The 26356-nt window shown below is 67.7% G+C and carries 28 protein-coding genes; 8 read left to right on the plus strand and 20 right to left on the minus strand.

The annotated features are described in order from the left end of the window. Positions 1 to 291: 291 nt before the first annotated feature. From AC3ANK_RS16800 to AC3ANK_RS16840, 9 genes are all read right to left on the minus strand, one after another. Positions 292 to 717 carry a F0F1 ATP synthase subunit epsilon gene (locus tag AC3ANK_RS16800; RefSeq protein WP_206862275.1) on the minus strand — a complete coding sequence of 142 codons (426 nt, stop codon included), beginning with the start codon at positions 715 to 717 and terminating at the stop codon, positions 292 to 294. Positions 718 to 861: 144 nt separating this feature from the next. Then, positions 862 to 2262: a F0F1 ATP synthase subunit beta gene (gene atpD / locus AC3ANK_RS16805; protein WP_115841919.1), complete on the minus strand. Its 1401-nt coding sequence runs from the start codon at positions 2260 to 2262 to the stop codon at positions 862 to 864. Between the two features lie 147 nt (positions 2263 to 2409). Next, the gene (gene atpG, locus AC3ANK_RS16810) at positions 2410 to 3273 is read right to left on the minus strand and encodes a F0F1 ATP synthase subunit gamma (protein WP_206862276.1); all 864 of its coding nucleotides are present in this window, start codon (positions 3271 to 3273) and stop codon (positions 2410 to 2412) included. Between the two features lie 113 nt (positions 3274 to 3386). Then, positions 3387 to 4937, minus strand: a complete 1551-nt coding sequence (gene atpA, locus AC3ANK_RS16815) for a F0F1 ATP synthase subunit alpha (protein ID WP_115841921.1) — start codon at positions 4935 to 4937, stop codon at positions 3387 to 3389. A 48-nt stretch (positions 4938 to 4985) separates the two neighbouring features. Further along, complete coding sequence (locus tag AC3ANK_RS16820) at positions 4986 to 5513, minus strand: F0F1 ATP synthase subunit delta (RefSeq protein WP_115841922.1); 528 nt, start codon at positions 5511 to 5513, stop codon at positions 4986 to 4988. A 48-nt stretch (positions 5514 to 5561) separates the two neighbouring features. Beyond that, positions 5562 to 6032 (minus strand): F0F1 ATP synthase subunit B, encoded by a 471-nt coding sequence (locus AC3ANK_RS16825; RefSeq protein ID WP_206862277.1) that lies wholly within the window; start codon positions 6030 to 6032, stop codon positions 5562 to 5564. A 94-nt stretch (positions 6033 to 6126) separates the two neighbouring features. Continuing rightward, complete coding sequence (gene atpE / locus AC3ANK_RS16830; RefSeq protein WP_115841924.1) at positions 6127 to 6405, minus strand: F0F1 ATP synthase subunit C; 279 nt, start codon at positions 6403 to 6405, stop codon at positions 6127 to 6129. A gap of 77 nt (positions 6406 to 6482) precedes the next feature. Further along, positions 6483 to 7313 carry a F0F1 ATP synthase subunit A gene (gene atpB / locus AC3ANK_RS16835; protein WP_206862278.1) on the minus strand — a complete coding sequence of 277 codons (831 nt, stop codon included), beginning with the start codon at positions 7311 to 7313 and terminating at the stop codon, positions 6483 to 6485. A gap of 10 nt (positions 7314 to 7323) precedes the next feature. Further along, positions 7324 to 7692, minus strand: coding sequence for a hypothetical protein (locus AC3ANK_RS16840; RefSeq protein ID WP_206862279.1), 369 nt, complete (start codon positions 7690 to 7692; stop codon positions 7324 to 7326). 248 nt (positions 7693 to 7940) lie between these two features. Here AC3ANK_RS16840 and AC3ANK_RS16845 point away from each other — a divergent pair, with 248 nt between their 5' ends. Both AC3ANK_RS16845 and AC3ANK_RS16850 read left to right on the plus strand, forming a co-directional pair. Then, positions 7941 to 8162, plus strand: a complete 222-nt coding sequence (locus tag AC3ANK_RS16845) for a DUF2061 domain-containing protein (protein WP_484171557.1) — start codon at positions 7941 to 7943, stop codon at positions 8160 to 8162. Positions 8163 to 8493: 331 nt separating this feature from the next. Beyond that, on the plus strand, positions 8494 to 9300 hold the full coding sequence (locus AC3ANK_RS16850; protein ID WP_425492609.1) for a YfaZ family protein: 807 nt from the start codon (positions 8494 to 8496) through the stop codon (positions 9298 to 9300). Between the two features lie 77 nt (positions 9301 to 9377). Here the strand turns inward: AC3ANK_RS16850 and lpdA are convergent, their stop codons facing one another. From lpdA to AC3ANK_RS16870, 4 genes are all read right to left on the minus strand, one after another. Then, entirely contained in the window at positions 9378 to 11195 is a 1818-nt protein-coding gene (gene lpdA, locus AC3ANK_RS16855; protein WP_206862281.1) for a dihydrolipoyl dehydrogenase, read from the minus strand. A 19-nt stretch (positions 11196 to 11214) separates the two neighbouring features. Further along, entirely contained in the window at positions 11215 to 11892 is a 678-nt protein-coding gene (locus tag AC3ANK_RS16860; RefSeq protein ID WP_320415214.1) for a hypothetical protein, read from the minus strand. Then, entirely contained in the window at positions 11889 to 13331 is a 1443-nt protein-coding gene (locus tag AC3ANK_RS16865; RefSeq protein ID WP_206862282.1) for a dihydrolipoyllysine-residue acetyltransferase, read from the minus strand. Before AC3ANK_RS16865 ends, AC3ANK_RS16860 begins: the two co-directional genes overlap by 4 nt. Before the next feature lie 92 nt (positions 13332 to 13423). After that, on the minus strand, positions 13424 to 14242 hold the full coding sequence (locus AC3ANK_RS16870; RefSeq protein ID WP_206862283.1) for a DUF2884 family protein: 819 nt from the start codon (positions 14240 to 14242) through the stop codon (positions 13424 to 13426). Positions 14243 to 14554: 312 nt separating this feature from the next. On the opposite strand from AC3ANK_RS16870, the gene AC3ANK_RS16875 reads away from it, so the two are divergent. From AC3ANK_RS16875 to AC3ANK_RS16885, 3 genes are all read left to right on the plus strand, one after another. Then, positions 14555 to 15208, plus strand: a complete 654-nt coding sequence (locus AC3ANK_RS16875) for an OmpW/AlkL family protein (RefSeq protein WP_206862284.1) — start codon at positions 14555 to 14557, stop codon at positions 15206 to 15208. 194 nt (positions 15209 to 15402) lie between these two features. Next, the gene (locus AC3ANK_RS16880) at positions 15403 to 15597 is read left to right on the plus strand and encodes a hypothetical protein (RefSeq protein WP_206862285.1); all 195 of its coding nucleotides are present in this window, start codon (positions 15403 to 15405) and stop codon (positions 15595 to 15597) included. 6 nt (positions 15598 to 15603) lie between these two features. After that, positions 15604 to 16353, plus strand: coding sequence for a DNA-formamidopyrimidine glycosylase family protein (locus AC3ANK_RS16885; RefSeq protein WP_206862286.1), 750 nt, complete (start codon positions 15604 to 15606; stop codon positions 16351 to 16353). Positions 16354 to 16419: 66 nt separating this feature from the next. Here AC3ANK_RS16885 and AC3ANK_RS16890 read toward each other — a convergent pair whose 3' ends face one another. Together AC3ANK_RS16890 and AC3ANK_RS16895 are read right to left on the minus strand one after the other, a co-directional pair. Then, a complete protein-coding gene (locus tag AC3ANK_RS16890; protein WP_206862287.1) occupies positions 16420 to 17307 on the minus strand; it encodes a DMT family transporter in 888 nt (295 codons plus the stop codon). A gap of 400 nt (positions 17308 to 17707) precedes the next feature. Beyond that, a complete protein-coding gene (locus AC3ANK_RS16895) occupies positions 17708 to 18790 on the minus strand; it encodes an NAD(P)-dependent alcohol dehydrogenase (protein WP_484171558.1) in 1083 nt (360 codons plus the stop codon). Positions 18791 to 18953: 163 nt separating this feature from the next. On the opposite strand from AC3ANK_RS16895, the gene AC3ANK_RS16900 reads away from it, so the two are divergent. Both AC3ANK_RS16900 and AC3ANK_RS16905 read left to right on the plus strand, forming a co-directional pair. Then, positions 18954 to 19436 (plus strand): YajQ family cyclic di-GMP-binding protein, encoded by a 483-nt coding sequence (locus AC3ANK_RS16900; RefSeq protein ID WP_206862289.1) that lies wholly within the window; start codon positions 18954 to 18956, stop codon positions 19434 to 19436. A gap of 5 nt (positions 19437 to 19441) precedes the next feature. Further along, on the plus strand, positions 19442 to 19978 hold the full coding sequence (locus AC3ANK_RS16905) for a DUF1415 domain-containing protein (protein ID WP_320415215.1): 537 nt from the start codon (positions 19442 to 19444) through the stop codon (positions 19976 to 19978). A gap of 155 nt (positions 19979 to 20133) precedes the next feature. Here AC3ANK_RS16905 and AC3ANK_RS16910 read toward each other — a convergent pair whose 3' ends face one another. The 3 genes from AC3ANK_RS16910 to AC3ANK_RS16920 are packed head-to-tail and all read right to left on the minus strand — an operon-like array spanning position 20134 to position 22585. Then, positions 20134 to 20823: an HAD family hydrolase gene (locus AC3ANK_RS16910; protein ID WP_206862290.1), complete on the minus strand. Its 690-nt coding sequence runs from the start codon at positions 20821 to 20823 to the stop codon at positions 20134 to 20136. Then, on the minus strand, positions 20820 to 21527 hold the full coding sequence (locus AC3ANK_RS16915; protein ID WP_206862291.1) for a pseudouridine synthase: 708 nt from the start codon (positions 21525 to 21527) through the stop codon (positions 20820 to 20822). Before AC3ANK_RS16915 ends, AC3ANK_RS16910 begins: the two co-directional genes overlap by 4 nt. Then, a complete protein-coding gene (locus AC3ANK_RS16920) occupies positions 21524 to 22585 on the minus strand; it encodes a class I SAM-dependent methyltransferase (RefSeq protein WP_206862292.1) in 1062 nt (353 codons plus the stop codon). The genes AC3ANK_RS16915 and AC3ANK_RS16920 overlap by 4 nt, the downstream gene beginning before the upstream one ends. Positions 22586 to 22722: 137 nt before the next feature. On the opposite strand from AC3ANK_RS16920, the gene AC3ANK_RS16925 reads away from it, so the two are divergent. Further along, entirely contained in the window at positions 22723 to 22983 is a 261-nt protein-coding gene (locus tag AC3ANK_RS16925) for a hypothetical protein (RefSeq protein ID WP_206862293.1), read from the plus strand. 124 nt (positions 22984 to 23107) lie between these two features. On the opposite strand, the gene AC3ANK_RS16930 is transcribed toward AC3ANK_RS16925, so the two are convergent. Both AC3ANK_RS16930 and AC3ANK_RS16935 read right to left on the minus strand, forming a co-directional pair. After that, positions 23108 to 25615 (minus strand): ABC transporter permease, encoded by a 2508-nt coding sequence (locus tag AC3ANK_RS16930; RefSeq protein WP_206862294.1) that lies wholly within the window; start codon positions 25613 to 25615, stop codon positions 23108 to 23110. Next, entirely contained in the window at positions 25612 to 26313 is a 702-nt protein-coding gene (locus tag AC3ANK_RS16935; protein WP_484171559.1) for an ABC transporter ATP-binding protein, read from the minus strand. Before AC3ANK_RS16935 ends, AC3ANK_RS16930 begins: the two co-directional genes overlap by 4 nt. Positions 26314 to 26356 lie beyond the last annotated feature (43 nt).

The following is a 26356-nucleotide window of genomic DNA, read 5'->3' on the forward strand; positions in this document are numbered from 1 at the left end:
CTCGGGACTCGGGACTCGGGACTCGGGACTCGGGACTCGGGACTCGGGACTCGGGACTCGGGACTCGGGACTCGGGATTCGGGATTCGGGATTCGGGATTCGGGATTCGGGATTCGGGATTCGGGATTCGGGATTCGGGATTCGGGATTCGGGATTCGGGATTCGGGATTCGGGAAGAGCGTACGCGGCTCCGTGAGTTGCCGGGGCCCAGAAACGACAAAGGCGACGGGGTCGCCGTCGCCTTGTCCGCGGTGAAGGGAGTTCGTTGTTCCGAATCCCCAATCCCGTCCTTCAGTGCTTCATGTTCTTGCGCAAACGCTCCAGCGCGCTGAGCTGGGCGATGCTCATGGCCAGCTGGGCCTGGGCTTCTTCCATGCTCATCTTCGGATCCTTCTTCGACAGGATCCGCTCGGCTTCTTCCTTCGCGGCGCGGACGGCGGCTTCGTCGATGTCCTGCGCGCGCACGGCGGTGTCGGCCAGCACGGTGACGACCGTCGGCTGCACCTCGAGGATGCCGCCCGAGATCGCGAAGTCCAGCTGCTCGCCACCGGGCAGGGTCACCACGACCTTGCCCGGCTTCAGGCGGGTGATCAGCGGCGCGTGCTTCGGCGCGATGCCGAGCTCGCCGATCTCACCGGTGGCGACCACCAGCTCGGCGTCGCCGTGGAAGATTTCCTGCTCGGCGCTGACGATGTCACAACGAATCGTGGATGCCATGGAGAACGTGCCTTTCTTCTGCGTCCCCCTCTCCCGCCTGCGGGAGAGGGTTGGGGTGAGGGCGGAAGCGGAGCCTCCACCCTGACCCTCTCACCTTCGCGCACCGTTCAGTGCTGCGATGGGAGAGGGAACAAGATCAACCGATCAACCGGTGATCTTCTTGGCCTTCTCGACCGCTTCCTCGATGCCGCCGACCATGTAGAACGCCTGCTCGGGCAGGTGGTCGTACTCGCCTTCCACGATGCCCTTGAAGCCGCGGATGGTGTCCTTCAGCGACACGTACTTGCCCGGCGAACCGGTGAAGACTTCGGCCACGTGGAACGGCTGCGAGAAGAAGCGCTCGATCTTGCGGGCGCGCGACACGGCCTGCTTGTCTTCTTCCGACAGCTCGTCCATGCCCAGGATCGCGATGATGTCCTTCAGTTCCTTGTACTTCTGGAGCGTCGACTGGACCTTGCGCGCGACCTCGTAGTGCTCCAGGCCGATCACGTTCGGATCGAGCTGGCGCGAGGTGGAGTCGAGCGGGTCCACGGCCGGGTAGATACCCAGCGAGGCGATGTTTCGCGACAGCACGACGGTGGCGTCGAGGTGGGCGAAGGTGGTCGCCGGCGACGGGTCGGTCAGGTCGTCCGCGGGAACGTACACGGCCTGGATCGAGGTGATCGAACCGGTCTTGGTCGAGGTGATGCGCTCCTGCAGGACGCCCATTTCCTCGGCCAGCGTCGGCTGGTAACCCACCGCCGACGGCATGCGGCCCAGCAGTGCCGACACTTCGGTACCGGCCAGCGTGTAGCGGTAGATGTTGTCGACGAACAGCAGCACGTCACGGCCCTTGCCCGAGGCGTCCTTCTCGTCGCGGAAGTACTCGGCCATCGTCAGGCCGGTCAGCGCGACGCGCAGGCGGTTACCCGGCGGCTCGTTCATCTGGCCGTACACCATCGCCACCTTGTCGAGGACGTTGGAGTCCTTCATCTCGTGGTAGAAGTCGTTGCCCTCGCGGGTACGCTCGCCCACGCCGGCGAACACGGACAGACCCGAGTGCGCCTTGGCGATGTTGTTGATCAGTTCCATCATGTTGACGGTCTTGCCGACGCCGGCGCCGCCGAACAGGCCGACCTTGCCGCCCTTCGCGAACGGGCACATCAGGTCGATGACCTTGATGCCGGTTTCCAGCAGCTCGTTGGCCGAGGACTGGTCTTCGTACGTCGGGGCCGCGCGGTGGATTTCCCAATGATCGGCCGCCTGCACCGGGCCGGCTTCGTCGATGGCGTTGCCCAGCACGTCCATGATGCGGCCGAGCGTGCCGGCGCCGACCGGCACCGCGATCGCGCGGCCGGTGTTGGTGGCGACCAGGTTGCGCTTCAGGCCGTCGGTGGAGCCCAGGGCGATGGTGCGGACGACGCCGTCACCGAGCTGCTGCTGGACTTCGAGCGTGATGGCGGTGTTGTCGACCTTCAGCGCGTCGTACACCTTCGGCACGGACTCGCGCGGGAACTCGACGTCGACGACGGCGCCGATGATCTGAACGATCTTGCCCTGACTCATTGTGGTTGCTCCGATTAACTTTGTTCGTTTCGGCGGCTTGCGTCGCCCGATTGATTCGTTGTGATTCGTGATTGGTGATTCGTGATTCGGTCGAGCGCGAAACGCTGCTTCTAACGAATCACCAATCCCGAATCACCAATCACCGCCTTACACCGCCGCGGCGCCGCCGACGATTTCCGAGATTTCCTGCGTGATCGCAGCCTGGCGGGCCTTGTTGTAGACCAGGTTCAGCGTGCCGATCAGCTTGGTGGCGTTGTCGGAGGCGGCCTTCATCGCGACCATGCGCGCGGCATGCTCGGACGCGACGTTCTCCAGCACCGCCTGGTACACCAGCGACTCGACGTAGCGGTTGAGCACGTGGTCGAGCACGGTCGCCGCATCGGGTTCGTAGATGTAGTCCCAGTCGTGCTTGGCGACCTGCGTCTCCGCCGGCGGCAGCGGCAGCAGTTGGTCGAACGCCGCACGCTGGGTCATCGTGTTGACGAAGTCGTTGTAGCAGACGAACACGCGGTCGAGGTTGCCGCTGCTGTAGCCGTCCAGCATCACCTTGACCACGCCGACCAGGTCTTCCAGCTTCGGCTGGTCGCCCAGGTGGGTGACCGAACCGACCATGTTGACCTTGATGCGACGGAAGAACACCGAGGCCTTCTGGCCGATGGTGACGACGTCGATCTCGACGCCCTGCTCGTGCCACTTGCGGAACTCGCCGAGCAGCTTGCGGAACAGGTTGTTGTTCAGGCCACCGGCGAGGCCGCGGTCCGACGACACGATGATGTAGCCGACGCGCTTCACGTCCTGGCGCTCGACCAGGTACGGATGCTGGTAATCGGAGTTGGCCTGCGCCAGGTGGCCGATCACCTGCTTCATCACGCGCGCATACGGACGCGAGACCTTCATGCGTTCCTGCGCCTTGCGGATCTTGGAAGCCGAGACCATCTCGAGCGCGCGCGTCACCTTGCGGGTGTTCTGCACGCTCTTGATCTTGGATTTGATTTCGCGTCCGCCTGCCATCTGTCGCTCGCTCTGCTCGCTCGTGATTCGTGATTAGTCATTCGTGATTCGTATGGTTGGCGATCCGCGTGCTGCTTTTGCGAATCACCAATCCCGAATCACGAATCACGGCTTCACCAGGTGCCGGTCTGCTTGAACTCGGCGATGCCCTTCTTGAAGGTCGCCTCGATCTCGTCGTTCCAGTTGCCGGTGCTGTTGATCGTCTTGACCAGCTCGCCCTGCGTGTTGACGAAGTGGGCGTGCAGACCCTCTTCGAACGCCAGGATCTTGTTGACCGGCACGTCGTCGAGGTAGCCCTCGTTGACGGCGTAGATCGACAGGGCCTGCAGCGCGATCGACATCGGCGCGTACTGCTTCTGCTTCATCAGCTCGGTGACGCGCTGGCCGCGCTCGAGCTGCTTGCGGGTGGCTTCGTCCAGGTCGGAGGCGAACTGCGCGAACGCAGCCAGCTCACGGTACTGGGCGAGCGCGATGCGGATGCCGCCCGACAGCTTCTTGATGATCTTGGTCTGGGCCGCACCACCGACGCGCGACACCGAGATACCGGCGTTCACGGCCGGGCGGATGCCGGCGTTGAACAGGTCGGTTTCCAGGAAGATCTGGCCGTCGGTGATCGAGATCACGTTGGTCGGCACGAACGCGGACACGTCGCCGGCCTGCGTTTCGATGATCGGCAGCGCGGTCAGCGAACCGGTCTTGCCCTTCACTTCGCCGTTGGTGAACTTCTCGACGTACTCCTCGGACACGCGCGCGGCGCGCTCGAGCAGGCGGCTGTGCAGGTAGAACACGTCGCCCGGGTAGGCTTCGCGACCCGGCGGGCGCTTGAGCAGCAGCGAGATCTGGCGGTAGGCGACGGCCTGCTTGGACAGGTCGTCGTACACGATCAGCGCATCTTCGCCGCGGTCCATGAAGAACTCGCCCATCGTGCAGCCCGAGTAGGCCGAGATGTACTGCATGGCGGCCGATTCGGACGCCGTGGCGGCGACGACGATCGTGTGCGCCAGCGCGCCGTTCTCTTCCAGGCGACGCACGATGTTCGCGACGGTCGAGGCCTTCTGGCCGATCGCCACGTACACGCACTTGATGCCCGTGCCCTTCTGGTTGATCACCGCGTCGATGGCCAGGGCGGTCTTGCCGGTCTGGCGGTCGCCGATGACCAGCTCGCGCTGGCCGCGGCCGATCGGGATCATCGCGTCGACGGTCTTGTAACCGGTCTGCACCGGCTGGTCGACCGACTTGCGCCAGATCACGCCCGGGGCGACGCGCTCCACCGGAGCGGTCTGCGAGGCGCCGATCGGGCCCTTGCCGTCGATCGGCTCGCCCAGCGCGTTCACGACGCGGCCGAGCAGTTCGCGACCCACCGGCACTTCGAGGATACGGCCGGTCGTCTTGGCGACGTCGCCTTCGCGCAGGTGCTCGTAGTCACCCAGGACCACGGCGCCGACCGAGTCGCGCTCCAGGTTCAGCGCCAGCGCGTAGGTGCTGTTCGGCAGCTCGATCATTTCGCCCTGCATCACGTCGGCCAGGCCGTAGATGCGCACGATGCCGTCCGACACCGAGGTGACGGTGCCTTCGTTGCGCGCTTCGGCGGTCAGCTTGACCTTCTCGATGCGGGTCTTGATCAGTTCACTGATTTCGGACGGGTTGAGCGTGGTGGTTGCCATGGGTTGAGTCCCTTGATCCGGCATAGACCGGAATTGCAGATGAATTCGTTATTGCGACAGCGTCGACTGCAGGCGCTCGAGCTTGCCCTTCAGCGAGCCGTCGATGACCACGTCGCCCGCGTCGATCACCGCGCCGCCGATCAGCGAGGCATCGACCGCCGTCTCGATCTCGACCTCTCGGCCGAAGCGCTTCTTCAGCGCGGCCTTGATGGCGTCGAGTTCGGCGGACGGCAGCTCGCTCGCAGCGGTGACCTTCGCCTTGACCACGCGCTCGGCTTCGGCGCGCAGCTCTTCGAACTGGCCGGTGATTTCCGGCAGCAGCACGAGGCGGCGGTTGTCGGCGAGCAGGCCGAGGAAGCGGGTGAAGGCTTCATCGGCGCCGTCCGGCGCAAGCAGGCCGACCGCGTCGGCGGGGTTGAGCAGCGGGTGGCCGAGCAGCGCCTGCGCCTGCGGATCGGCAGCCACGCGCGAAGCGAAGGCGAGCGCCTGCGACCACGCAGCGGTGCGACCGCCCTCGCGCGAAAGCGCGAAGGCGGCACGTGCGTACGGACGGGCGAGGGTCAAGGCCTGGGTCATTTCAGATCATTCCGCTCGAGCGAGCCTGGGTGATGCCGTGTGCACAGATCAAAGCTGGGCTGCCAGCTCGTCGAGCAGCGCCTTGTGGGCGTTGGCGTCGATTTCGCGCTTAAGCAGCTTTTCGGCGCCGGTCACGGCCAGCGTGGAGACCTGCTTGCGCAGTTCCTCGCGGGCGCGGTTCGATGCCGCCGCAATCTCGGCTTCGGCCGCCGACTTCTGCCGGTTGGCTTCGGCGATCGCGTCGTTCTTGGCCTGGTCGATGATCTGATTGGCGCGCTGGTGCGCCTGCTCGATGATCTCGTTGGCCTTGGTACGCGCGCTACGCAGCTCGGCGTCGACGCTCTGCTGTGCCTGCGCGAGGTTCTTCTGGCTCTGCTCGGCGGCAGCCAGGCCCTCGGCAATCTTTTGTTGACGTTCTTCGATCGCCTTGTTCAGCGGCGGCCAAATGAACTTCATCGTGAACCAGATCAACACGATGAACGTGATCATCTGGCCGAAGAAGGTCATGTTGAGATTCATGACAGCTCCGATGGAACGCGGGTTTTTCGGGCTTTACGCCCGGGAGAGCCGTCCGGGTCTCGGACGGCTCAATAGATCGGCTTGCGGCCCGGGATCAGGCGCCAGCAGCGGTCTGCAGCGCGCCCAGCAGCGGATTGCCGAAGGCGAACAGCAGGCCGACGGCCAGCGCGATGATGAACGCCGCGTCGATCAGGCCGGCCAGCAGGAACATGCGACCCTGCAGCATCGGAACCAGTTCCGGCTGGCGGGCAGCCGACTCAAGGAACTTCGAGCCCATCAGCGCGATGCCGAGGCACGCGCCGATCGCGCCGAGGCCGACCATCATGCCGATCGCGATAGCGGTCAGGCCCTGCACACTGGCGATGAATTCCATGGTTTTCTCCTACTGAAACGTTTTGGTTTGGACGACTAAGGAAGGTGAAGCTTGGAAGGTGAAGCGGTAAAGCGAAATCAGTGACTCTCGTACGCGCCGGCGATGTAGACGACCGTGAGGATCATGAAAATGAAGGCCTGCAGCAGCACGATCAGGATGTGGAACAGCGCCCATGCGATGTTGAAGAACACGCCCGGGATGAACATGAGGATGCTGCCGCCCAGCAGGCCGGCGATCAGCATGAAGACCAGCTCGCCGCCATACATGTTGCCGAACAGTCGCATCGCCAGGCTGACCGGCTTGACGAGGTACTCGATGACGTTGAGGCCGAGGTTGGCCGGCGCCAGCGCGATCTTGGCACCGGCGCCATGCGCGTGGAACGGCGCGGTCAGCAGTTCCTTGCCGAAGCCGAAGCCGCCCTTGGCCTTGATCGAATGACCCAGGATCAGGAAGAACACCACCACCGACATCGCCAGCGTGGTGTTGAGGTCGGCCGTCGGGACCCAGCGGAAATACGTGTGGTGAGCGGTTTCCGCACCTGCGAAGAGCGTGATCGCCGTATGCGGTGCATCCAGCGGCAACAGGTCCATGCAGTTCATCAGCACGACCCAGACGAAGATCGTCAGCGCCAGCGGCGTGATCGAACGGCGGTCGCCGTGGAAGCTGTCCTTCACCTGGCCGTCGATGAACTCCAGAATCAGTTCGACGAATGCCTGCCCCTTGGACGGCACGCCGGCGGTGGCCTTGCGCGCGAAGAGCGCGAACCAGCCGATGAAGATCAGACCCAGCACCAGCGACACCGCCCAGGTGTCGATATGGAACGCGCCGCCGAACACTTCGATCGTGTTCTGCTGCAGGTGATGCTGGATGTATTCGTTCAGGCCGCCCGAACCGGTCTGTTCGCTCACGAAAGACACCTTATCGTTTCAAAAGATTGGCCAGTACGAATGCCAGCGTCGCCGCGAGCACTCCCACCAGCATCGGCAATGGCGGCAGCTTGAACCCGGCCAGGCCGAGGGTTAAAACTCCAAACACCACCACCCACTTCAACATCACCCCGGCGAGCAGCCGCCCCATCGCCATGCCGGCCGGCTGGATGCCGCCGCCCAGGGCCATCAGGGCCGCCACCACCCCGCCCGCGACGACTGCGCCGCCGCCCACCGCCGCCGCCAGCGCCATGGGCGCCCCGAGGGGGATGAACGCCAGCGCGACCAGCGCTGCCGCGGCGGCCTGCCAGGCAGCCGCGCGCGACGCCAGCCGGCGGCCTGCGGACAAGGGATCGTGCACGCGGGACTCGTCGGTCTGGGGCAGGCGCAAAGCGCCCGGTAGAGCCGCAAAAGTATAAAGGTCGCCTTAAGTCCGGGCAACCGGCGAGGGTTACGGAGGCCGGATTTCGGGCCAATCCCCACGTTTCGCCCCGACTGCGACATTTTCCTGAACGATAGCCGCAACCTATCGCCGCCGCTGGAACATTCGATTGGACCGCGAGGGCCGCAGCTGCATAATGAGAACCACTCTCATTTGAGGACCCGCTCATGGCCAAGACCTTCAGTTTCGCCGCCGTCCATTTCAGCGTCGCCTTCACCGTCGGCTACCTGATGACCGGCAGCGTCTGGGTGGGCGGTGCGCTGGCCCTGGTCGAGCCGGCGTGCAACACGGTCGCGTTCCACTTCCACGAGAAGGTGTGGAAGCGCATCGAAGCGCGCGGCCAGGCCGCGCGCCAACCCGATGCTGCGAGCGGCGCCGTCGCGTTGTGACGCAGTTCCGCTTCCGGCGTCCCATCGCGACCGGTTGCGGAACCTTTCCCGAGTCCCCCGGTCCCATCCACCGATCGCCCGCCGACGGTCTCTCCTCGTCAACGGCAGTCCCGGTGGGCCCTCCGAAGCCCCGGCTCGCGCCGGGGCTTCGCCTTGTCCGGCCATCGCGAATCGCGCAGTCGCGCTGCGATGCGCGTGAGCCGCATGTGATCGCATATGCCCTCGAACGCGTCGTCGCCGCATCGACGCGCACGACGCGGCGACTTTCACTTCTGCTGCATCGCGCCTGCGGCTCCATAGCCACTCGCATTCGTTTCGATGGAGTGGACTGATGATGGAGTTGAAGCATTTGGGCCTTGCATTGGGCCTGTCTTCCCTGCTCTTCGCGAGCGCCGCGCAGGCGCAACAGAACGATCGTTTCACCCTTCGCCTCGGCGTGATGGATGCCGACGCGTCCAGCGAACTCACCGCCCGCACGCAGTTCATGGGGCAGGACTATCGCTACAGCCAGGAATTCGATTTCGGCAGCAACGAGGTGTCGCCGCGAATCGACGGCACCTTCCGTTTCAGCGAACGCCAGCGGCTGGTATTCGACTACTTCCAGTACGACAAGGAGAACACCACCACGCTCGATGGCGACCTGTCGTTCGGCGAGGTCACGATCCCCGCGGGCAGCTTCGCGCGTGCCGAAGCCGAGTTCACGCTGGCGAGCCTGATGTACGACTACGCGGTGGTGGACACCGATACCTTCGAACTGGGCCTGCAGATCGGCGCCGAATGGGCGAAGCTCGACGGACGCCTGCTCGCGGAAGCCGGCCCGTACCGGTATGAAGACCGCGACCAGCAGGACGGCTACGCACCCGTGGTCGGTGCGCGGTTCACGTTCGCGCCGGGCGAGAAGTGGCTGATCAACCTGCAGGGCCAGTACCTGGACGCCGACTGGGGCGACTTCGGCGACTACGACGGCAGCATCTCGCGCGCGAACGCGGCGGTGGAGTACCGCTTCACGCCGGTGTTCGGCGCATTCGTCGGCTACGACTGGTTCAAGCTCGATGCGCGTCGCGGCGGACGCGATGGATCGCTCGGCCTCGACCATCGCTTCAAGGGGCCGGTCGCGGGGGTGTCGTTCTCGTTCTGATCGAAGTTGCAACGCACCAAAGCGAAACAGGCGCGGAACTCCGCGCCTGTTTCGTTGCTGCCGCCTGGAACCCCGACCTACTTCTTCTTCGGGATGTACAGGTCGGTGATCGTGCCTTCGTAGACTTCGGCCGCCATCGCCACCGTTTCGCTGAGCGTCGGGTGCGGATGGATCGTCGCGCCGATGTCGCCGGCTTCGGCGCCCATCTCGATGGCCAGCGCCACTTCGCTGATCAGGTCGCCCGCGTGCACGCCGACGATGCCGCCGCCGATGACGCGATGCGTCTTCTCGTCGAAGACCAGCTTGGTGAAGCCCTCGCCACGGCCGATGCCGACCGCGCGGGCGGACGCGGCCCACGGGAACTTGCCCACGCCCACGTGCAGGCCCTTGGCCTTGGCTTCGGTCTCGGTGACGCCGACCCACGCGATCTCGGGATCGGTGTAGGCCACCGACGGCACCACGCGCGCGACCCACTCGCGCTTCTCGCCGGCGATCACTTCCGCCGCGAGCTTGCCCTCGTGCGTCGCCTTGTGCGCGAGCATCGGCTGTCCGACGAGATCGCCGATGGCGAAGATGTGCGGCACGTTGGTGCGCATCTGGCGATCGACCGGGATGAAGCCGCGCTCGGTCACCTGCACGCCGGCCTTGTCGGCGTCGATCCTGTTGCCGTTCGGCGCGCGGCCCACGGCGACCAGCACGCGATCCCACGTGCCCTTCTCCAGCGCGGGCGTCGCGCCGGCGTCGGCGGCTTCGAACGACACGGTGATGCCGCCCTTCGCGGCCTCGACCTTCGCGGCCTTGGTCTTGAGATGGACGACGACGCCCTGCTTCTTCAGGCGATCGGCCAGCGGCTTCACCAGGTCCTTGTCGGCGCCCGGCATCAGCTGGTCCATGAATTCCACGACGGTCACTTCGCTGCCCAGCGCGCGATACACCGTCGCCATTTCCAGGCCGATGATGCCGCCGCCGACGACGAGGAGCTTTTTCGGCACTTCGGCCAGCTCCAGCGCATCGGTGGAATCCATGATGCGCGGGTCGTCCCACGGGAAGTTCGGCAGCTTCACCGCCTGCGAACCGGCCGCGATGATGCACTGCTCGAAACGCAGCAGCTGCGTCTTGCCGTCGTCGCCGGTGATCTCCAGTTCGTTGGGCGACACGAATTTCCCGACGCCCTGCACCGAACGCACCTTGCGCTGCTTGGCCATGCCGGCCAGGCCCTTAGTGAACTGCGACACGACCTTGTTCTGCTTGAAGTCGCGCAGCTTGTCGAGGTCGATCTTCGGCTTGCCGAAGCTGATGCCGATGTCGGCCGAATGCGCGGCTTCCTCGATCAGCGCCGCCGCGTGCAGCAGCGCCTTCGACGGGATGCAGCCGACGTTGAGGCAAACGCCGCCAAGCGTGGCGTAGCGTTCGACGATGACGGTATCGAGGCCGAGGTCGGCCGCGCGGAACGCGGCGGTGTAGCCGCCGGGACCCGAGCCGAGCACGACCACGCGGCATTCGATGTCGGCCTTGCGACCGGTACCGAGCGCGGGCTTGGGCGCCTCGCTCGGCGGCGCGGCCGGGGACGGCGCGACCGGCGGCTTCGTCTGCTCGGGGGACGGCGCGGCGGCGGCCGGCGCGGGGGCTTCGGCCGGCTTCGGCACGGCGGCTTCGCCGGCGCCTTCCAGCACGACGATCACGGCGCCCTCGGCGACCTTGTCGCCGACCTTCACCTTGATCTCCTTCACCACGCCTTCGTCGGACGACGGGACTTCCATCGTCGCCTTGTCCGATTCCAGTGTGACCAGGCCCTGGTCCTTCTTCACCGTATCGCCGACGGCGACGAGCAGCTCGATCACCGGTACGCCGTCGTAGTCGCCGATGTCCGGCACCTTGACTTCAATGGTCGCCATTGTGGGGTTCTCCTGCGGCTCAGCCGGTGGCGCCGGCGAGCGTCTGTTCCAGTTGCACGTCGAGTTCGTCGAGCGATTCCTCGAGCTCGCGCCAGCGCTTGTAGCGTTTCTCGTCGCTATCGTCGGTGGCCTCGATCAGCAGGCCGACCTGTTCCATGAGTTCGGCCGTGGGGCCGCAGCCGGGCTGCAGGCCGCTGACGCGCAGCGACCCGCCGGCCGCCGCATCGTCCACGACGAACAGCAGCACCTCGCCCTCGTGGAACTGCGCGGTGCGATCGGCCGGGACCTGCGTGCTCAGCGCACGCTGCCAGTCGGCGACGACGCGACGCGCGAGCGCGGCCGGCATCGGCACTTCGATCACCTCGGGCTGCTGGCCGATGCGCAGTTCGCGCTTGCCGCCGCTCCACACTTCGATGCGTTCGTCGGCCTGCGTGTAGCGCAGGCGCCAGTCGCCCTCGCCTTCGCCGGCGAACAGCTGCACGCCGCTTTCGGCGCTGCGCGCGGGCAGGCGGGTCAGGCTGAGCACGGGCTTGTCGCCGCCGAAGAACAGCTGCTCCACGGCGGTGCCGTAGTTCTCCGTCGCCGGCGGCCAGCCGCGGCCGAGGTCCAGCGCGCACGCCTCGTCGGCGTGCGCGGCGGACGTCGTCGCGAGGGCGGCGAAGGCCGCCAGCGTCAGGCCCAGCGCGCGGAACGTCACAGCAGCACGCGCCGCATGTCGGCCAGCAGCTGCGCCAGGTACGCGGTGAAGCGCGCGGCGGCGGCGCCGTCGATGACGCGGTGGTCGTAGCTCAGCGACAGCGGCAGGATCAGGCGCGGCGCGAACTGCTTGCCGTCCCACACCGGACGGATCGCCGACTTCGACACGCCGAGGATCGCGACTTCCGGTGCATTCACGATCGGGGTGAACTTGGTACCGCCGATGCCGCCCAGCGAGCTGATCGAGAAGCAGCCGCCGCTCATGTCGGCCGGGCCCAGCTTGCCGTCGCGCGCCTTCTTGGCGAGTTCGGCGGTTTCCTGGGCGATCTGCAGCACGCCCTTCTTGTCCACGTCGCGCACGACCGGCACGACCAGCCCGTTCGGCGTGTCGGCGGCGAAGCCGATGTGGAAGTACTTCTTCATCACCAGGTTCTCGCCGGAACCATCGAGCGATGCGTTGAAGGTCGGGTACTTCTGCATCGCCGCGACCGACGCCTTCATCAGGAAGGCGAGCATGGTGAGCTTGACGCCGCTCTTCTCGTTTTCCTTGTTGAGCGCGACGCGCAGCTCTTCCAGGTCGGTGATGTCGGCATCGTCGTGCTGCGTGACGTGCGGGATCATCGCCCAGTTGCGCGCGAGGTTCGCGCCGGACAGCTTCTGGATGCGCGACAGCGGCTTGCTTTCGATCTCGCCGAACTTGGCGAAGTCGACCTTCGGCCACGGCAGCAGGTTGAGGCCGCCGCCACCGGCGACCGGCGCGGCACCGGCCGACGGCGCGGCGCCGCCTTCCATCACCGACTTCACGAATTTCTGCACATCCTCGCGGCTGATGCGGCCACCGCGCTCGCTGCCGGCGACGTGCGACAGGTCCACGCCGAGCTCGCGCGCGAACAGGCGCACTGCCGGGCTGGCGTAGGGCACCTTGTCGGGCATCAACTCGCCCGAGTCGAAGGTGACCGGCGGGCTGCGCGGCGGCATCGCTTCCGGATCCACGCCCGGACGCGAGGCGTCGATCGAGGCCTGGGCGATGCGGTCGGGCTGCTGCGGCACGACGACGGGCTCGACCTTGGCACCGGTCTCGGCGGTCTTGACCTGCTGCGACGGCGCGGCCGGCTCGGCACGCGCGGGCGCGGCGGCCTTGGCCGGAGCCGGAGCCTGAGCGGCGGCGGGCTGCGGCACTTCGGCGGCCGGCGCTCCGTCGGTCGGCTCGATCAGCGCCACGACGCTGCCTTCGGCCAGCTCGTCGCCGATCTTGACCTTGATCTCGCGGATGACGCCGGCGAACGGCGCCGGAACCTCCATGGTGGCCTTGTCCGATTCCAGCGTGACCAGTCCCTGGTCCAGCTTCACCGTGTCGCCGACCGCGACCAGCAATTCGATCACCGGCACGCCGTCGTAGTTCCCGATGTCGGGAACGCGTGCTTCTTTGAGCTCAGCCATGTGTGGGGGGTCCCGCAGACGCGAAAACCCTATTGTGCGGTTTGCCGGCCCATGCGCCAACCGCGCCGGCCGTACGTCACGGTATCCAGTACCTAACGTGTCCTTTCGCCGGCCGGTTCCGCCCGGGCGGCCTGTTCGGCGGCATCGGCGGCGGGCGTGCCGCCGTCCGCGCGGCGCGACTCCAGCAGGCCCAGCGGCTGGCCGCCGGGCAGGCGGAATTCCAGCGCATCGTCGATCCGGTCGAGTTCGGCCAGCCGCCCGCACAACGCCTGCGCACGCTTCTCCAGCGCCCGGGCGCGCGGTTCAACACGGGCGTCGATCTGCGCGTCGAGGTCCTCCAGCCGCTTCAGCCGCGACGCGTCGCCGCTGAAGGCCGCGCCGATCGCGCCGGACACGATGTCGCCGATCATGCTCGGGATCACCTCGGCCACCGCCTCGCCGATGCCGTCGCCCAGCTCGCGTCCGTTGAAGCGGGTCGCGGTGACCGAACGCGCCAGCCGTGCGTCGATCTGCGCACGCGCGCGATCCAGTTTCTGCTGCACGAGCTTCGGATCGCTGGCGAAACCCGCCGCCACCTCGCCCAGCACGGTGAAGGCGATGTCGGCGGCGTCGCGGCCGATGGCCTGCGCCTCGGGCATCGCCGCACGCGCGCCCTTCTCGAAGTCGGCGATGCGCTGGCGGTCGGCGGCGTTCAACCCGACCCAGCGGTCGTCGACGAACAGCCGGCCCTGGCGCATGACGATCGCGTGGGGCGTACCCGCCTCGCGCGTGAGGATGACGCTGCGTTCGTCGATGGTCAGGTCGTAGTCACTGTCGATGTCGCACGACGCATCGAGTTCGATCTCCGCCGCGGGCGCGATGTTCGCCGCGCACGCGGCGCACAGCACGCACGACGCTAACAGTCGATTCATGGAGCGCTTCCCCGTCCGGTCCGTGGCTTGCCATCTTGCCTCGGGCGCGGCGCGCTGTCCTCCACCGCACCCGCACGTTCGTCGGAAAGCCGTGGCGTGGAGCGTTCGTCAACGCCGGGGCGGCATGGTCAAGCGTGGTTCATCCAGCCCATGGCAGGCACGCGCGCAACGCGCGGCGACGTCCGCATCGCGAAAGTTCCGTGATCGCGCGATCGCGACGCAAGAACGGTTCATCGACCGATCGCTACGTTGGCCGCGCCTTTCGAAGGCTGCCTCCCCCAAGGCACGAATCCAATAACAGGAGATGTCTCCATGAAGCACTTTCGTCATTTGACCCTGGCCGTCGTGGCCACCCTCGCCATCGCGCCTGCCGCATTCGCGCAGGAGATCACCGGTCCGGACACCAGCGGCAAGCGTTTCGCGGTGGTCGGCGGCTACTCGCTGGCCGAGCCGACCAAGAACCCGCAGATCGACGGCACGCGCACCAACGTCGACGGCGACGGCGCCGCCACGCTGAGCGCGAACTACTACGTCACCGACAACATCGCCATTGAGGCGTGGGGCGCGGCCGACAAGTTCGGCAACCGCGTGCGCACGCCCAACGGCAAGATCGCCAGCGTCGACACGCAGCCCTACGCGCTGAGCGGCCAGTACCACTTCGGCAACACCCAGAGCATCGTGCGTCCGTTCGTGGGCCTGGGTTACTTCGAAGCCAACACCGACGGCGAGAAGGCCGAGCCGACCGGCGCGCTCGCCGGCCAGCGCATCGGCGTGGAAACCGCCAAGGGCGCGATGGCCACCGCCGGCGTGGACGTCAACATCACCCCGACCTGGTTCGCCCGCGCCGACGTGCGCTACATGCACGACACCACCGGCCAGCCGAACGTCACCGTCGACGGCACCAACGTCGGCAAGGCCGGACTGAACCCGGTCACCGTCGGCGTGGGCCTGGGCGCGCGCTTCTAAGGCGCCCCGCGTCGCATCGTTCCATGCACGGCGAAACGGGCCCCGTTTGGGGCCCGTTTCATGTCGGCCGCGGTACGTCGCCGACGCGCGCGCGGGGACAGCTCGACCGCGCGCTGAACGTATTCACGCCACGCTAACCGCCTCCCCGTAGGGTCGCGGTGATCCCCGGAATTCACCCCTGCGAGGAATTGCGCATGACCACGAAGCTCGACAAGCCCCTTCGTCGCGAGATCCAGATCGAGGAACGCGCCTACACCCTGACCATCGACGGCGATGGCCTGAAGCTGGTGGAGAAGGGCCGACGCAACGGCCAGGAGCTGCGCTGGGCCGACCTGGTGAACGGCAACGCGGCGTTGAACGCGGCGCTTTCGGCCAGCACCGAACGCTGATCCGCCGTGCCCGAAGGTCCCTCGATCGTCATCCTGCGCGAGGAGGCGGCGGGGTTCGAAGGGCGCCTGGTGACGCAGGTCGCCGGCAACAGCCGGCTGGACCTGCAACGCATGCGCGGTGAACGCATCACCGCGCTGTGCAGTTGGGGCAAGCATTTCCTGATCCGTTTTCCCGCGTTCACGATGCGCGTGCATTTCATGCTGTTCGGCAGCTACCGCATCAACGAACGCCGCGAAGCCGCGCCGCGCATGAGCCTGCGCTTCGACGATGGCGACGAACTGAACTTCTACGCCTGCTCGCTGCGCTACATCGAAGGCGACCTCGACACGGTCTACGACTGGAGTGCCGACGTCATGGCCGACGCCTGGGACCCGAAGCAGGCGCGACGCAAACTGCGCGCGCGGCCGGAGATGCTCGCCGCCGACGCGCTGCTCGACCAGACGATCTTTTCCGGCGTGGGCAACATCATCAAGAACGAGGTGCTGCACCGGATCCGCGTGCATCCGGAGAGCCGGGTGGGTGCGTTGTCCTCGCGCAAGCTCGGCGAACTGGTGACGCAGGCGCGCGAATACAGCTTCGATTTCCTGCGCTGGAAAAAGGCCTACGTGCTGCGCAAGCACTACCAGGTGCATACGAAGACGCTCTGCCCGCGCGACGGCCAGCGACTGACGTACCGGGCGAAGCTGGGACGCGCGCAGCGGCGGGCGTTTTTCTGCGAGCGGTGCCAGAAGCTTTACCGCCAGGAACGGGTCTAGAGGAACGGGGAACGAGGCGTCCTGGCTGTCTCTCGTTCCTCGTTCCCCTCCACGCTTTCCTCGCCCTCAGGGATGCTCCGCCTCCGCGTGCACCTTCTCGCGCCGGATCAGGTACAGGCCGCTGACGACGATGATCGCCGCGCCGATCCAGGTGATCGCATCGGGCAACACGCCCCAGAACGTGAGGTCGAACAGCACGCCCCATACCAGCGCGGTGTATTCCAGCGGGGCGATCGCGGACGCCTCGCCGAGGCGGAACGCCTCGGTGATCGCGTACTGTCCCAGCGCGCCGGCCACGCCGATGCCGGCGATCAGCCACAGGTCCTCGCGACGGATCGCCACCCAGTCCGGCCACGCCATCGCGCCCGCGCCGGCGGCGATCATCACCATCAGCCAGACCATCATCGACTGCGTACTGTCGGTGCGCGCGAGCACGCGCACGGTGATCGCGCTGACGGCGTACATCACCGCCGCGACGAGCACGGCGATCGCGGCCAGGCTGATCATGCCCTCGCCGGTGGGGCGCAGCAGGATGATCACGCCGACGAGGCCGACGACGATGGCGGCCCAGCGCCGCGGTCCGACCTTCTCGCCGAGCACCGGGACCGACAGCGCGGTGATCAGCAGCGGCGCGACGAAGAAGATCGAATAGGTCGTCGACAGCGGCAAGCGGGCAACGGCATAGACGAACGTCGCCATCATCGCCACGCCCAGCACGCCGCGCAGCAGGTGCAGCGACCAGCGCACGCGCAGCAGCGGCGCGATGCCGGCCGTGGCGATCGCCCACACCAGCACCAGCGGCAGGGACGCCGCACCGCGCAGCGACGCCACCTGGAACGGCGGATAGTGCGTGGCCAGCTGCTTCAGCCCCGCGTCCATCATCGCGAACATCGCCACCGCGACCAGCATGGTCAGCATGGCGCGGCCCTGTTGCGGATTGCGGGAGGGGGACATGGCGTGAACCGACGGGTGGGGTCGGCACTATACGGCGCGCGGGGGTTGGGGCGGCAGGGGCCGGATTCGTGTGTCTTTCCGCGCGGTGGGGCCGCTTTGATCGCTCTCGTTGTTGCCGTAAGGACGCGACGGCGAGGTGCGGAAACAATGCCCGCCTTTGAAGTCTTTGTAGCCTTTGTAGCCTTTGTAGCCCGGGTAAGCGAAGCGCACCCGGGAGCGCGTTCGCCTCTCCAACCCCGGGTGCGCTTCGCTTACCCGGGCTACAAGAGCAGCACCGTCTTCGCGGGCAATCCCGCCATCCCGGCCATGGCGCCACGCACCGGCTCCGCGTCGCCCTGCCCGACCATCCATGGCCGGGCGTTCGGCCGCGCGAGAGCCAGTGGCTCGCAAGCGCGCGGCCTCACCCCGCCGCATGCCGCAGGCTGTCGATATCGATCACGAACCGATACCGCACATCCGACTTCAACATCCGCTCGTACGCCTCGTTGATCTGGTCCATCCGGATCAGCTCGATGTCCGACGCCACGCCATGCTCAGCGCAGAAATCCAGCATCTCCTGCGTCTCCGCGATGCCGCCGATCATCGAGCCGGCCAGGCGCCGGCGCTTGCGGATCAGCACACCGGCGGCGACCGGCTCCGGGGCTTCCGGCAGGCCGAGCAGCACCATCGTGCCGTCGAGCTTGAGCAGGTTGAGGTACGCGTTGTAGTCGTGTTCGGCCGAGACGGTGTCGAGGATGTAATCGAAACGGCCGGCGAGCGCCTTGAACACGTCGCCATCGCGCGTCGCAGCGAAATCCCGAGCGCCCAGCGCGAGCGCATCGGCGCGCTTGGACTCGGACGTGCTCAGCACCGTGACGTGCGCGCCCATCGCCGCGGCCAGCTTCACCGCCATGTGGCCCAGTCCGCCCAGTCCGACGACCGCCACGCGATCGCCCGCCTTGACGCCGAAATGCTTCAGCGGCGAATACGTCGTGATGCCCGCGCACAACAGCGGCGCGGCGCGGTCGAGCGGGATGGAATCGGGGATACGCAGCACGTAGCCCGCATCGACCGTGATCTGCGTGGAATAGCCGCCGTAGGTCGGACGGGTGCGGTCCTGGCGGCGACGGTCGCCAGGATCGCGCTCGAAACTGTTGTACGTGCCGGTCATGCCGAAATCGCAGTACTGCTGCTCGCCGGCTTCGCACGAAGGACACGTGCGGCACGAATCGACGAAGCAGCCCACGCCGACCGCATCGCCGATCTTGAACGCGGCGACTTCGCTGCCGACCCTGGACACGCGGCCGACGATCTCGTGGCCCGGCACCATCGGGAACACCGAGCCGCCCCAGCCGTCGCGCGCCTGGTGGATGTCGGAGTGGCACACGCCGCAGTAGAGGATGTCGATGAGGACTTCGTGCGGACCGGGCTCGCGGCGCTCGATGGCGAATGGAACGAGCGGCGTGGTCGCGCCGAGCGCGGCGTAGGCGGGCGTCTTGGACATGGGGATTCCTGAGAATGCGGCGGATGACGGGAAGTCTAGTCGCGCCGGCATGCGCGCACCGTGCGCCAATGGTCGGCATGGCGTCGACACAGCGTTCCAACGCTGCACCTTCGCGCCCGCTGCGCTACCCTTTGCGCCCCCGAAACCGTCCACGGAGCCGCTCATGCCTTCCTTCGACATCGTCTCCGAAGTCGACAGCCACGAACTGACCAACGCCGTAGACCAGGCCAACCGCGAGCTCGGCACGCGCTTCGATTTCAAGGGCGTGGACGCGAAGTTCGTGCTCGAGGACCAGGTCATCACGCAATCGGCGCCGAGCGATTTCCAGCTCAAGCAGATGAACGACATCCTGCGTGCGCGGCTCATCGCGCGCGGCATCGACGTGCGCTGCCTGGAGTTCGGCGACGTGGAAACCAACCTGGCCGGCGCGCGGCAGAAGATCACGGTGAAGCAGGGCATCGAGCGCGAGCTGGCGAAGAAGATCCAGGGCTCGATCAAGGACGCCAAGCTCAAGGTCGACAGCCAGATCAACGGCGACAAGCTGCGCGTGACCGGCAAGAAACGCGACGACCTGCAGGCGGCGATCGCGCTGCTGCGCGGCGTCGAATTCGAGCGTCCGCTGCAGTTCGAAAACTTCCGCGACTGACGCGCGTGGACGTCGAAGACCCCATCGCCGCGACCCGCCGCTGGCTGGAACGCGCGGTGATCGGGCTCAACCTGTGCCCGTTCGCGAAAGCCGTGTACGTGAAGCAGCAGGTGCGTTTCGTGCTCAGCGAGGCGACCACGCCGGACGCGCTGCTGGACGAGCTCGCCTCCGAACTGTCGCTGCTCGCGCGTACGGATCCCGACGTCGTGGACACCACGCTGCTGGTGCATCCGCGCGTGCTGGCGGACTTCCTCGACTACAACGATTTCCTCGATCGCGCTGATGCTGCGGTCGCGGCGCTGGGCCTGGAAGGCGAGATCCAGGTCGCGAGCTTCCATCCGCAGTACCGGTTCGCCGGCACGTATGCCGACGAGATGGGCAACTTCACCAACCGCTCGCCGTATCCGACGCTGCATCTGTTGCGCGAGGCGAGCATCGATCGGGCGGTGGCGGCGTTTCCGGATCCTGACGTGATCGTGGAGCGGAACATCGCGACGCTGGAGAAGCTGGGGCCTGAGGGCTGGGACCGGTTGATGGAGTGATCCCTTCCCTTCTCCCTGCGGGAGAAGGTGCCCGGAGGGCGGATGAGGGGCGACGAAGGGGCAAGGTCGAAGCTCGCGGCACTCACCGCACCTGCTTTTCGTACGCTTCCCTTCCGTTACCCCTCACCCCACCCCTCTCCCGAGGGAGAGGGCCTTCAATCACAGGCTTTCAGCGCCGGCTCGATCAACGCCCGCGCATGCACCAGAGAATCGACGATGCGATGGCCGAGCGCGCGCACGGCGTCGTCGGGAATCACCAGGTCCGGCACCTGGATCGGCGTCATGCCCGCCGCGAGCGCGGCGCGCACGCCGGGCACGGAATCCTCCAGCACGACGCAGTCGGACGGCGACACGCGCAGGCGCTGCGCGGCGAGCAGGTAGATGTCCGGCGCGGGCTTGGTGTGCCGCACCTCGTTGCCGGCGACCACCTCGTCGAAATGCGGCAGCAGGCCGGTCGTGGTGAGCTTCTGCAGCGCGCGCTCGCGGCGCGTCGAGGTGACGACCGCACGCGGGATGCCGCGCTCCTCCAGCAGCGCGAGCAGCTCCAGCACGCCCACCTTCAACGGCAGGCCCGCCTCGACGTGCGCGTCGTAGCGCACCTGCAGGCCGTGCAGCAGCGCCTGCAGCATGTCCTCGTCGCCCAGGCGCGCGCGCAGCAGCTCATGGCACGCACGATCGGAAAGCCCGACGAACGACAGCCACAGCGCGTCCTCGAGTTCGAGCCCCAGCTCCTGCGACGCCTCGCGCCAGCACTGCAGCAGCGCGCGTTCGCTTTCGATCATCAGGCCGTCCATGTCGAACAGCACCGCGGCGGGCGTGAAGTCCACGGGCGCGAGAAGGCTCATGCATTGGCTCCGAAGAGGATGTCGAGATCGCCGGCGTCCAGCAAACGCCAGCGGCCGGCGGGCAGGTCGCCGAGCGAAAGTCCGCCGATGCGGCTGCGATGCAGCGCCTCGACGTGGTTGCCGACCGCCGCGAACATGCGCCGCACCTGGTGGTAGCGGCCTTCGGTCAGCGTCAACGCGGCGTGGCGCGCATCGTGCACGTGCAGCGCGGCGGGCGCGAGCGGCGTGGTGTCCGATTCGAGCATCAGCGTGCCGCTGGCGAACACCGCGCCTTCGTCGCCGCGCAGGTCCTGCGCGAGCGTCGCCTCGTACACCTTCGCCAGCTTCGCCTTGGGCGAGACGATGCGATGCAGCAGCGCGCCGTCGTCGGTCATCAGCAGCAGGCCGCTGGTGTCGCGATCGAGCCGGCCCACGCTCGACAACAGCGGCGAACGCAGGCGGAAGCGCGGCGGCAGCAGGTCGTAGATGACGCGGCCGGGATCCTTCGTCGAACACGTGTAGCCGACCGGCTTGTGCAGCATCAGCGTCATGCCGGGCGGCGGATCGAGCGGTTCGCCGTCGACGCGGATGGCGTCGTGACCGACCTTGTCGTCGGCGTACAGCACCTCGCCCTGCGGATCGGTGATGCGGCCTTCGCGGAACATCGCCGTCACGTCCTTGCGGCTGCCGTAGCCGAGGTTGGCGATGAGTTTGACGAGCTTCATGCAGTGGATCCCTGTTGCGAGCGCACGGCTTCGACCACCTTGAAAGCACCTTCCTGCGCGACGATGCGTGCGCGCCCGAAGCGCGCGTCCAGCTCGGACTCGTAGGGCAGATGGCGGTTCGCCACCAGCCACAACCGCCCGCCCGGCTTCAGCGCCTGCGCTGCGACGGCGATGAAACGGCGGCCGATGTCGGGGCGGTCCGCGCGGCCCTGCGCATGGAACGGCGGATTGCAGACCACCACGTCGAATGCGCCGTCCACGCCACGCGTGACGTCATGCCAGTGGAAACCGAGCGCGGCGCGATCGGCGAACGGCGCGAGGTTCACGCGCGCGAGATCCAGCGCGCGTCGTTCGGCTTCGTACAAATCGACGGCGCGGATGCCCGGACAGCGCGTGAGCAGTTCCACCGAGAGATAGCCGTAACCGGCGCCCAGATCCGCCGCGTGCCCGGCGAGATCGTGCGGCAGGTGTTCGGCAAGCAGGCGCGAGGCCGCATCGATGCGGTCCCAGGCGAACACGCCGGGGCGGCTGATGAAGCGGCCCTCGGCGACCGGTCGCGGCGCGTCGGCCTGGGCCCATTGCGCGGCAAGCGCGGCGTCGGCCGGGCCGTCCAGGGGCGCGGTCCAGAACACGCGGCACTTGTTCTTCGACAGGCTCGCGACGGCGCCGGCGATGCGCTCCAGGTCCGCTTCGCCCGACCTCGCGCCTTCGTTGTTCGCAAGGCAGGCGACGATGCGACCGCCCGGCGCGCAGCGCGCGACGGCGCGTGCGAACAGCGCGCGCGCTTCGTCGCGTTGGCGCGGCGGCAGCACGAGAACGAGCGGAAAACGCGTGGTTTCGTCCTCGTCGGCGCGCGTCATGCCGGAGCGTTCGAGCGCATCGGCCGCGGGCCGGAAGCTCTGTTCGCAACGCAGTCCGGGCCAGGCGCGCTGGTGCAGCGGCCAGCCATCGCGCGCGCGCAGGAACAACGCACCGCCGGAAGACGGCCACGCGAGCGAACCGTCGATGAACGGCAGGAACAGGGTTTCCAGTGCGACGTCGCCGTCTTCGGCGCGCATGGGCGGGTCCGGGGCTGCGTGAAAGGTGATCGCCGTCAATTCTACCTGTGCGCGATGCGGCATCCGCGCGCGGTTTCATGCCGATTCAACGCCGCGCGGGCCACCATCGCGTGCAAAGGCCCAGAAGGAGAACCGCGATGCGCGCCCTCTTCGTCGGCGGAACGGTCGACAACAGCGAACTGGACATGGACGGCGCCGAGCCGCCGCTGCACTACCCCGAGAACACCGGCGGTGGCCGGCCGCGCTATCGGTTGCACCAGATCGGCGTGCGCGACGGCGAGATCGCCTATGCCGTCTACGGCGCGCCGGATCTGGCGACCGAGGAAGTCGATCGGGTGATCGAGGAGCGGGACTATCCGCGGCGCTTCGGTGCGCAGCCGCAGGGAGTGGTGCAGTAGCGCGATCCGGTTGCGATGCGTTTGCAGCATTTGTAGCCCGGGTAAGGCCGCAGGCCGCACCCGGGTTGCAGCAACGGCGAGGCAATCCCGGATGCGCTGCGCTTACCCGGGCTACAGGAGCTTGCTAGCCCTGTAGTTCGCGCAACGTCACCGACGGCGGCGCATCCAGCACGCGCCGCGTCGCGAACATGCCCGCGAGCAGCGCCGCGAGCACGCCCGCCACCGCGCCGACCGCGGCCATGCGCCAGTCCGCTTCCCACGGCAGGTCGAACACCTGCGTGGCGACCACGCCCGCCAGCAACGACGCAGCAATCGCCGCCGTGAGTCCCGACAGCAGGCCGATCGCCGTGAACTCCGACGCCTGCGCCAGCCGCAACTGCCGCCGGCTGCCGCCGATCGCGCGCATCACGCCGCCTTCGAGCAGCCGCTCGTCCTGGCTCGCGCTCACCGCGGCCATCAGCACCAGCAGGCCGGCGGCGAGCGAGAAGTAGAAGACCACTTCCACCACGGTCGAGACCTGGTCGGCCGTGCTGCGCACCTGCTTGAGCACGGCGTCGATGTCGATCACCGACAGGTTCGGGAAGCGCTCGACCAGCTCGGCGGTGAAGCGCGTGCGCTGCGGCGGGACGCTCACCGCGGTGATGTGGCTGGCCGGGAAACCGTCGAGCGAACCGGGCGAGGCGATCACGAAGAAGTTCGGACGGAAGCTCTCCCACTCCACGCTGCGCAGGCTGGTGATCGTCGCCTCGAACGCCTGGCCGGCGATGTCGAACGCGATGCGGTCGCCGATCTTCCAGCCCAGCCGCTTGGCGAATTCCTCCTCGACGGAGACTTCGGGTTTGGCGGGCTTGCCCGTCCAGAACTCGCCTTCGGTGACGCGGTTGTCGTCGCGAAGCCGGTCTGCGACGGACAGGTTGAACTCACGTTCGGCCAGCCGCTGCGCGCGTGCGCCCTGCTCCTCGTAATCCTTGCCGGTGACGGGCTTGCCGTTGTGCTCGACCAGGCGCCCGCGGATCATCGGATACAGCGTCGGCGCGGCCACGCCCTGTTCGGCGATGAACGCACGCACTGCGTCGACCTGGTCGTCCTGCACGTTGATGATGAAGCGGTTCGGCGCATCGCTTGCGAGCGCGAGCTGCCAGCGGTCCAGCAGGTCCGTGCGCACGAAGGTCAGCAGCAGCAGCGCCATCAGGCCCAGGCCGAGCGCCGACACCTGCGCGATGCTCGTGCCGGCGCGACGGCTCACGTTCGCCAGGCCGTAGCGAAGGCTGCCGCGCAGGCGCGACCGCACGCGCCGCACCACGACGATCAGCGCCCACGCCAGCAGCGCGAGCACCAGCAGCGTCGCGGCGATGCCGCCGAGCATCGAGAAACCCAGCGCGGCCGAACCGGCTTTCCACCACAGCAGCGCGGCGAGCCCGACGAAGCCGGCGATGCCGACCAGCCACGCGCTCGGCTCGGTGGGATCGAGGTCGCGACGCAGCACGCGCAAGGCCGGCACGCGACGCAACGCCAGCACCGGCGGCGCGCCGAAGGCCATCAGCACCACCAGCCCGACGCCATAACCCTGCAAGGCCGGCATCCAGCCCGCCGGCGGAATCGACAGCTTCAGCGCCTGCGCGAGCCAGCCGCCGATCGCCCACTGCAGCGCGAACGCGAGCAGCACGCCGATGGTGCTGGCGACGACGCCGAGCATCAGCAGTTCGCCGACCTGGATGCCGACCAGCGTGCGTTGGCTCGCGCCGAGGCAGCGCATCACCGCGGTGCCGGACAGATGCCGTGCGCTGTGACGCCGCGCGGCCATCGCGACCGCGACGGCGGCGAGCACGACGGAGACGAGCGCGGCGAGACCGAGGAAGCGGCCGGCACGGTCGAGCGCGGAGCGGATCTCCGGCCGCGCGTCGGCGATGGTTTCCAGGCGCTGCCCGCGTCCGAGCGCCGGCTTCGCCTTCGCGACGAAGGTCTCCACCGCGGCGGCAGGCCCGGCGACGACGAGGCGGTAGCGGATGCGGCTGCCTTCCTGCACGAGGCCGGTGGACGGCACGTCGGCGAGGTTGAGGAACACCTTCGGCGCGACGTTGAAGTAGTCGAGCGCCGCGTCGGGTTCCTGCACCACCAGCGCCGCCAGGCGCAGGCGCGCGTCGCCCAGCGAGATCTCGTCGCCGGGCTTCGCGCCGAGCGTGTCGGCGCCGGCGCGGCTCATCCACACGGTGCCGCGCGCGGGCACGCCGCCCGCATCGCGTTCGACATGGTCGGTGCCGGCGATGCGGAACGCGCCACGCAGCGGGAAGCCTTCGCCCAGCGCGCGCAGGTCGCCGAGCTGCAGGCGTTCGCCGACGCGGATCATCGTCTGCAGCTCGATGGTTTCCGTGCGTTGCAGCGCCGGCACGTTGGCCGCGTCGCGCACCGCGCCGACGATGGGCGAATCGGCGCGCACCACGGCATCGCCGCCGAGCAGGCGGTTGGCTTCGATCGCGAGCGCGCGTTCGGCGCGATCGGTGACGAAGCCGACCGCCGTCACCGCCAGGACGGCGAGCACCAGCGCGGCGATCAGGATGCGCACGTCGCCGGCCGCGAGATCGCGCCGCAACTGGCGCCAGGCCAGCGCGACGATGCCGTTGCCCGGCTTCATGACGCCACCAGCCGGCCGCTGTCGAGGCGGAGCAGGCGACCGCAGCGCGAGGCGAGGTGTTCGTCGTGCGTGACCAGCACCAGCGTCGTGCCTGCGTGCGCGTTCAGTTCGAACAGCAGTTCGATGATGGCCTGGCCGGTGTGCGTGTCGAGGTTGCCGGTGGGTTCGTCGGCGAACAGCAGCGACGGCCGCGTGACGAACGCGCGCGCGAGCGCGACGCGCTGCTGCTCGCCGCCGGACAGCTGGCGCGGGTAGTGGTCCAGGCGCTGGCCGAGGCCGACCTTCTCCAGGATCGCGCGAGCCGGCGCATCGACCTCGCGGTCGCCGCGCAGTTCCAGCGGCAGCATCACGTTCTCCAGCGCGGTGAGCGACGGCAGCAGCTGGAAGTTCTGGAACACGAAGCCGACCTTCTCGCCGCGCACGCGCGCGCGACCATCTTCATCCAGCGTGGACAGCGTTTCGCCGTCGAGCACCACGCGCCCGTCGCTGGGCGTGTCCAGCCCTGCAAGCAGCGACAGCAGCGTGCTCTTGCCCGAGCCGGACGCTCCGACGATCGCCACCGTATCGCCGGGCGCGATGTCGAACGACACCTCGCTCAGGATCGTCAGCTCGCCAGAAGGCAGCATCACGCGCTTGCCCAGCGCGCTCACCTGAAGCGCGGCTTGTGCGCGTGTGCGCGGTGCGATGGAATCGGCCATGTTCGTCCTTATGCTGTGTTCGTTCATCGTGTCCAGCTGTACA

This window comes from Lysobacter sp. SCRH-1R (genome assembly GCF_057747855.1).

Bases quoted from the DNA above. Each gene is read 5' to 3' on its own strand.
- AC3ANK_RS16825 (WP_206862277.1), bottom strand. From the start codon at position 6,032: ATGAATCTCAACATGACCTTCTTCGGCCAGATGATCACGTTCATCGTG.
- AC3ANK_RS16935 (WP_484171559.1), bottom strand. From the start codon at position 26,313: ATGGCCGATTCCATCGCACCGCGCACACGCGCACAAGCCGCGCTTCAG.
- atpD (WP_115841919.1), bottom strand. From the start codon at position 2,262: ATGAGTCAGGGCAAGATCGTTCAGATCATCGGCGCCGTCGTCGACGTC.
- AC3ANK_RS16895 (WP_484171558.1), bottom strand. From the start codon at position 18,790: ATGTCCAAGACGCCCGCCTACGCCGCGCTCGGCGCGACCACGCCGCTC.
- AC3ANK_RS16880 (WP_206862285.1), top strand. From the start codon at position 15,403: ATGACCACGAAGCTCGACAAGCCCCTTCGTCGCGAGATCCAGATCGAG.
- atpA (WP_115841921.1), bottom strand. From the start codon at position 4,937: ATGGCAACCACCACGCTCAACCCGTCCGAAATCAGTGAACTGATCAAG.
- AC3ANK_RS16870 (WP_206862283.1), bottom strand. From the start codon at position 14,242: ATGAATCGACTGTTAGCGTCGTGCGTGCTGTGCGCCGCGTGCGCGGCG.
- AC3ANK_RS16915 (WP_206862291.1), bottom strand. From the start codon at position 21,527: ATGAAGCTCGTCAAACTCATCGCCAACCTCGGCTACGGCAGCCGCAAG.
- AC3ANK_RS16800 (WP_206862275.1), bottom strand. From the start codon at position 717: ATGGCATCCACGATTCGTTGTGACATCGTCAGCGCCGAGCAGGAAATC.
- AC3ANK_RS16920 (WP_206862292.1), bottom strand. From the start codon at position 22,585: ATGCGCGCCGAAGACGGCGACGTCGCACTGGAAACCCTGTTCCTGCCG.
- AC3ANK_RS16910 (WP_206862290.1), bottom strand. From the start codon at position 20,823: ATGAGCCTTCTCGCGCCCGTGGACTTCACGCCCGCCGCGGTGCTGTTC.
- AC3ANK_RS16875 (WP_206862284.1), top strand. From the start codon at position 14,555: ATGAAGCACTTTCGTCATTTGACCCTGGCCGTCGTGGCCACCCTCGCC.
- lpdA (WP_206862281.1), bottom strand. From the start codon at position 11,195: ATGGCGACCATTGAAGTCAAGGTGCCGGACATCGGCGACTACGACGGC.
- AC3ANK_RS16865 (WP_206862282.1), bottom strand. From the start codon at position 13,331: ATGGCTGAGCTCAAAGAAGCACGCGTTCCCGACATCGGGAACTACGAC.
- AC3ANK_RS16845 (WP_484171557.1), top strand. From the start codon at position 7,941: ATGGCCAAGACCTTCAGTTTCGCCGCCGTCCATTTCAGCGTCGCCTTC.
- AC3ANK_RS16850 (WP_425492609.1), top strand. From the start codon at position 8,494: ATGATGGAGTTGAAGCATTTGGGCCTTGCATTGGGCCTGTCTTCCCTG.
- AC3ANK_RS16900 (WP_206862289.1), top strand. From the start codon at position 18,954: ATGCCTTCCTTCGACATCGTCTCCGAAGTCGACAGCCACGAACTGACC.
- AC3ANK_RS16925 (WP_206862293.1), top strand. From the start codon at position 22,723: ATGCGCGCCCTCTTCGTCGGCGGAACGGTCGACAACAGCGAACTGGAC.
- atpE (WP_115841924.1), bottom strand. From the start codon at position 6,405: ATGGAATTCATCGCCAGTGTGCAGGGCCTGACCGCTATCGCGATCGGC.
- atpG (WP_206862276.1), bottom strand. From the start codon at position 3,273: ATGGCAGGCGGACGCGAAATCAAATCCAAGATCAAGAGCGTGCAGAAC.
- AC3ANK_RS16820 (WP_115841922.1), bottom strand. From the start codon at position 5,513: ATGACCCAGGCCTTGACCCTCGCCCGTCCGTACGCACGTGCCGCCTTC.
- AC3ANK_RS16890 (WP_206862287.1), bottom strand. From the start codon at position 17,307: ATGTCCCCCTCCCGCAATCCGCAACAGGGCCGCGCCATGCTGACCATG.
- AC3ANK_RS16930 (WP_206862294.1), bottom strand. From the start codon at position 25,615: ATGAAGCCGGGCAACGGCATCGTCGCGCTGGCCTGGCGCCAGTTGCGG.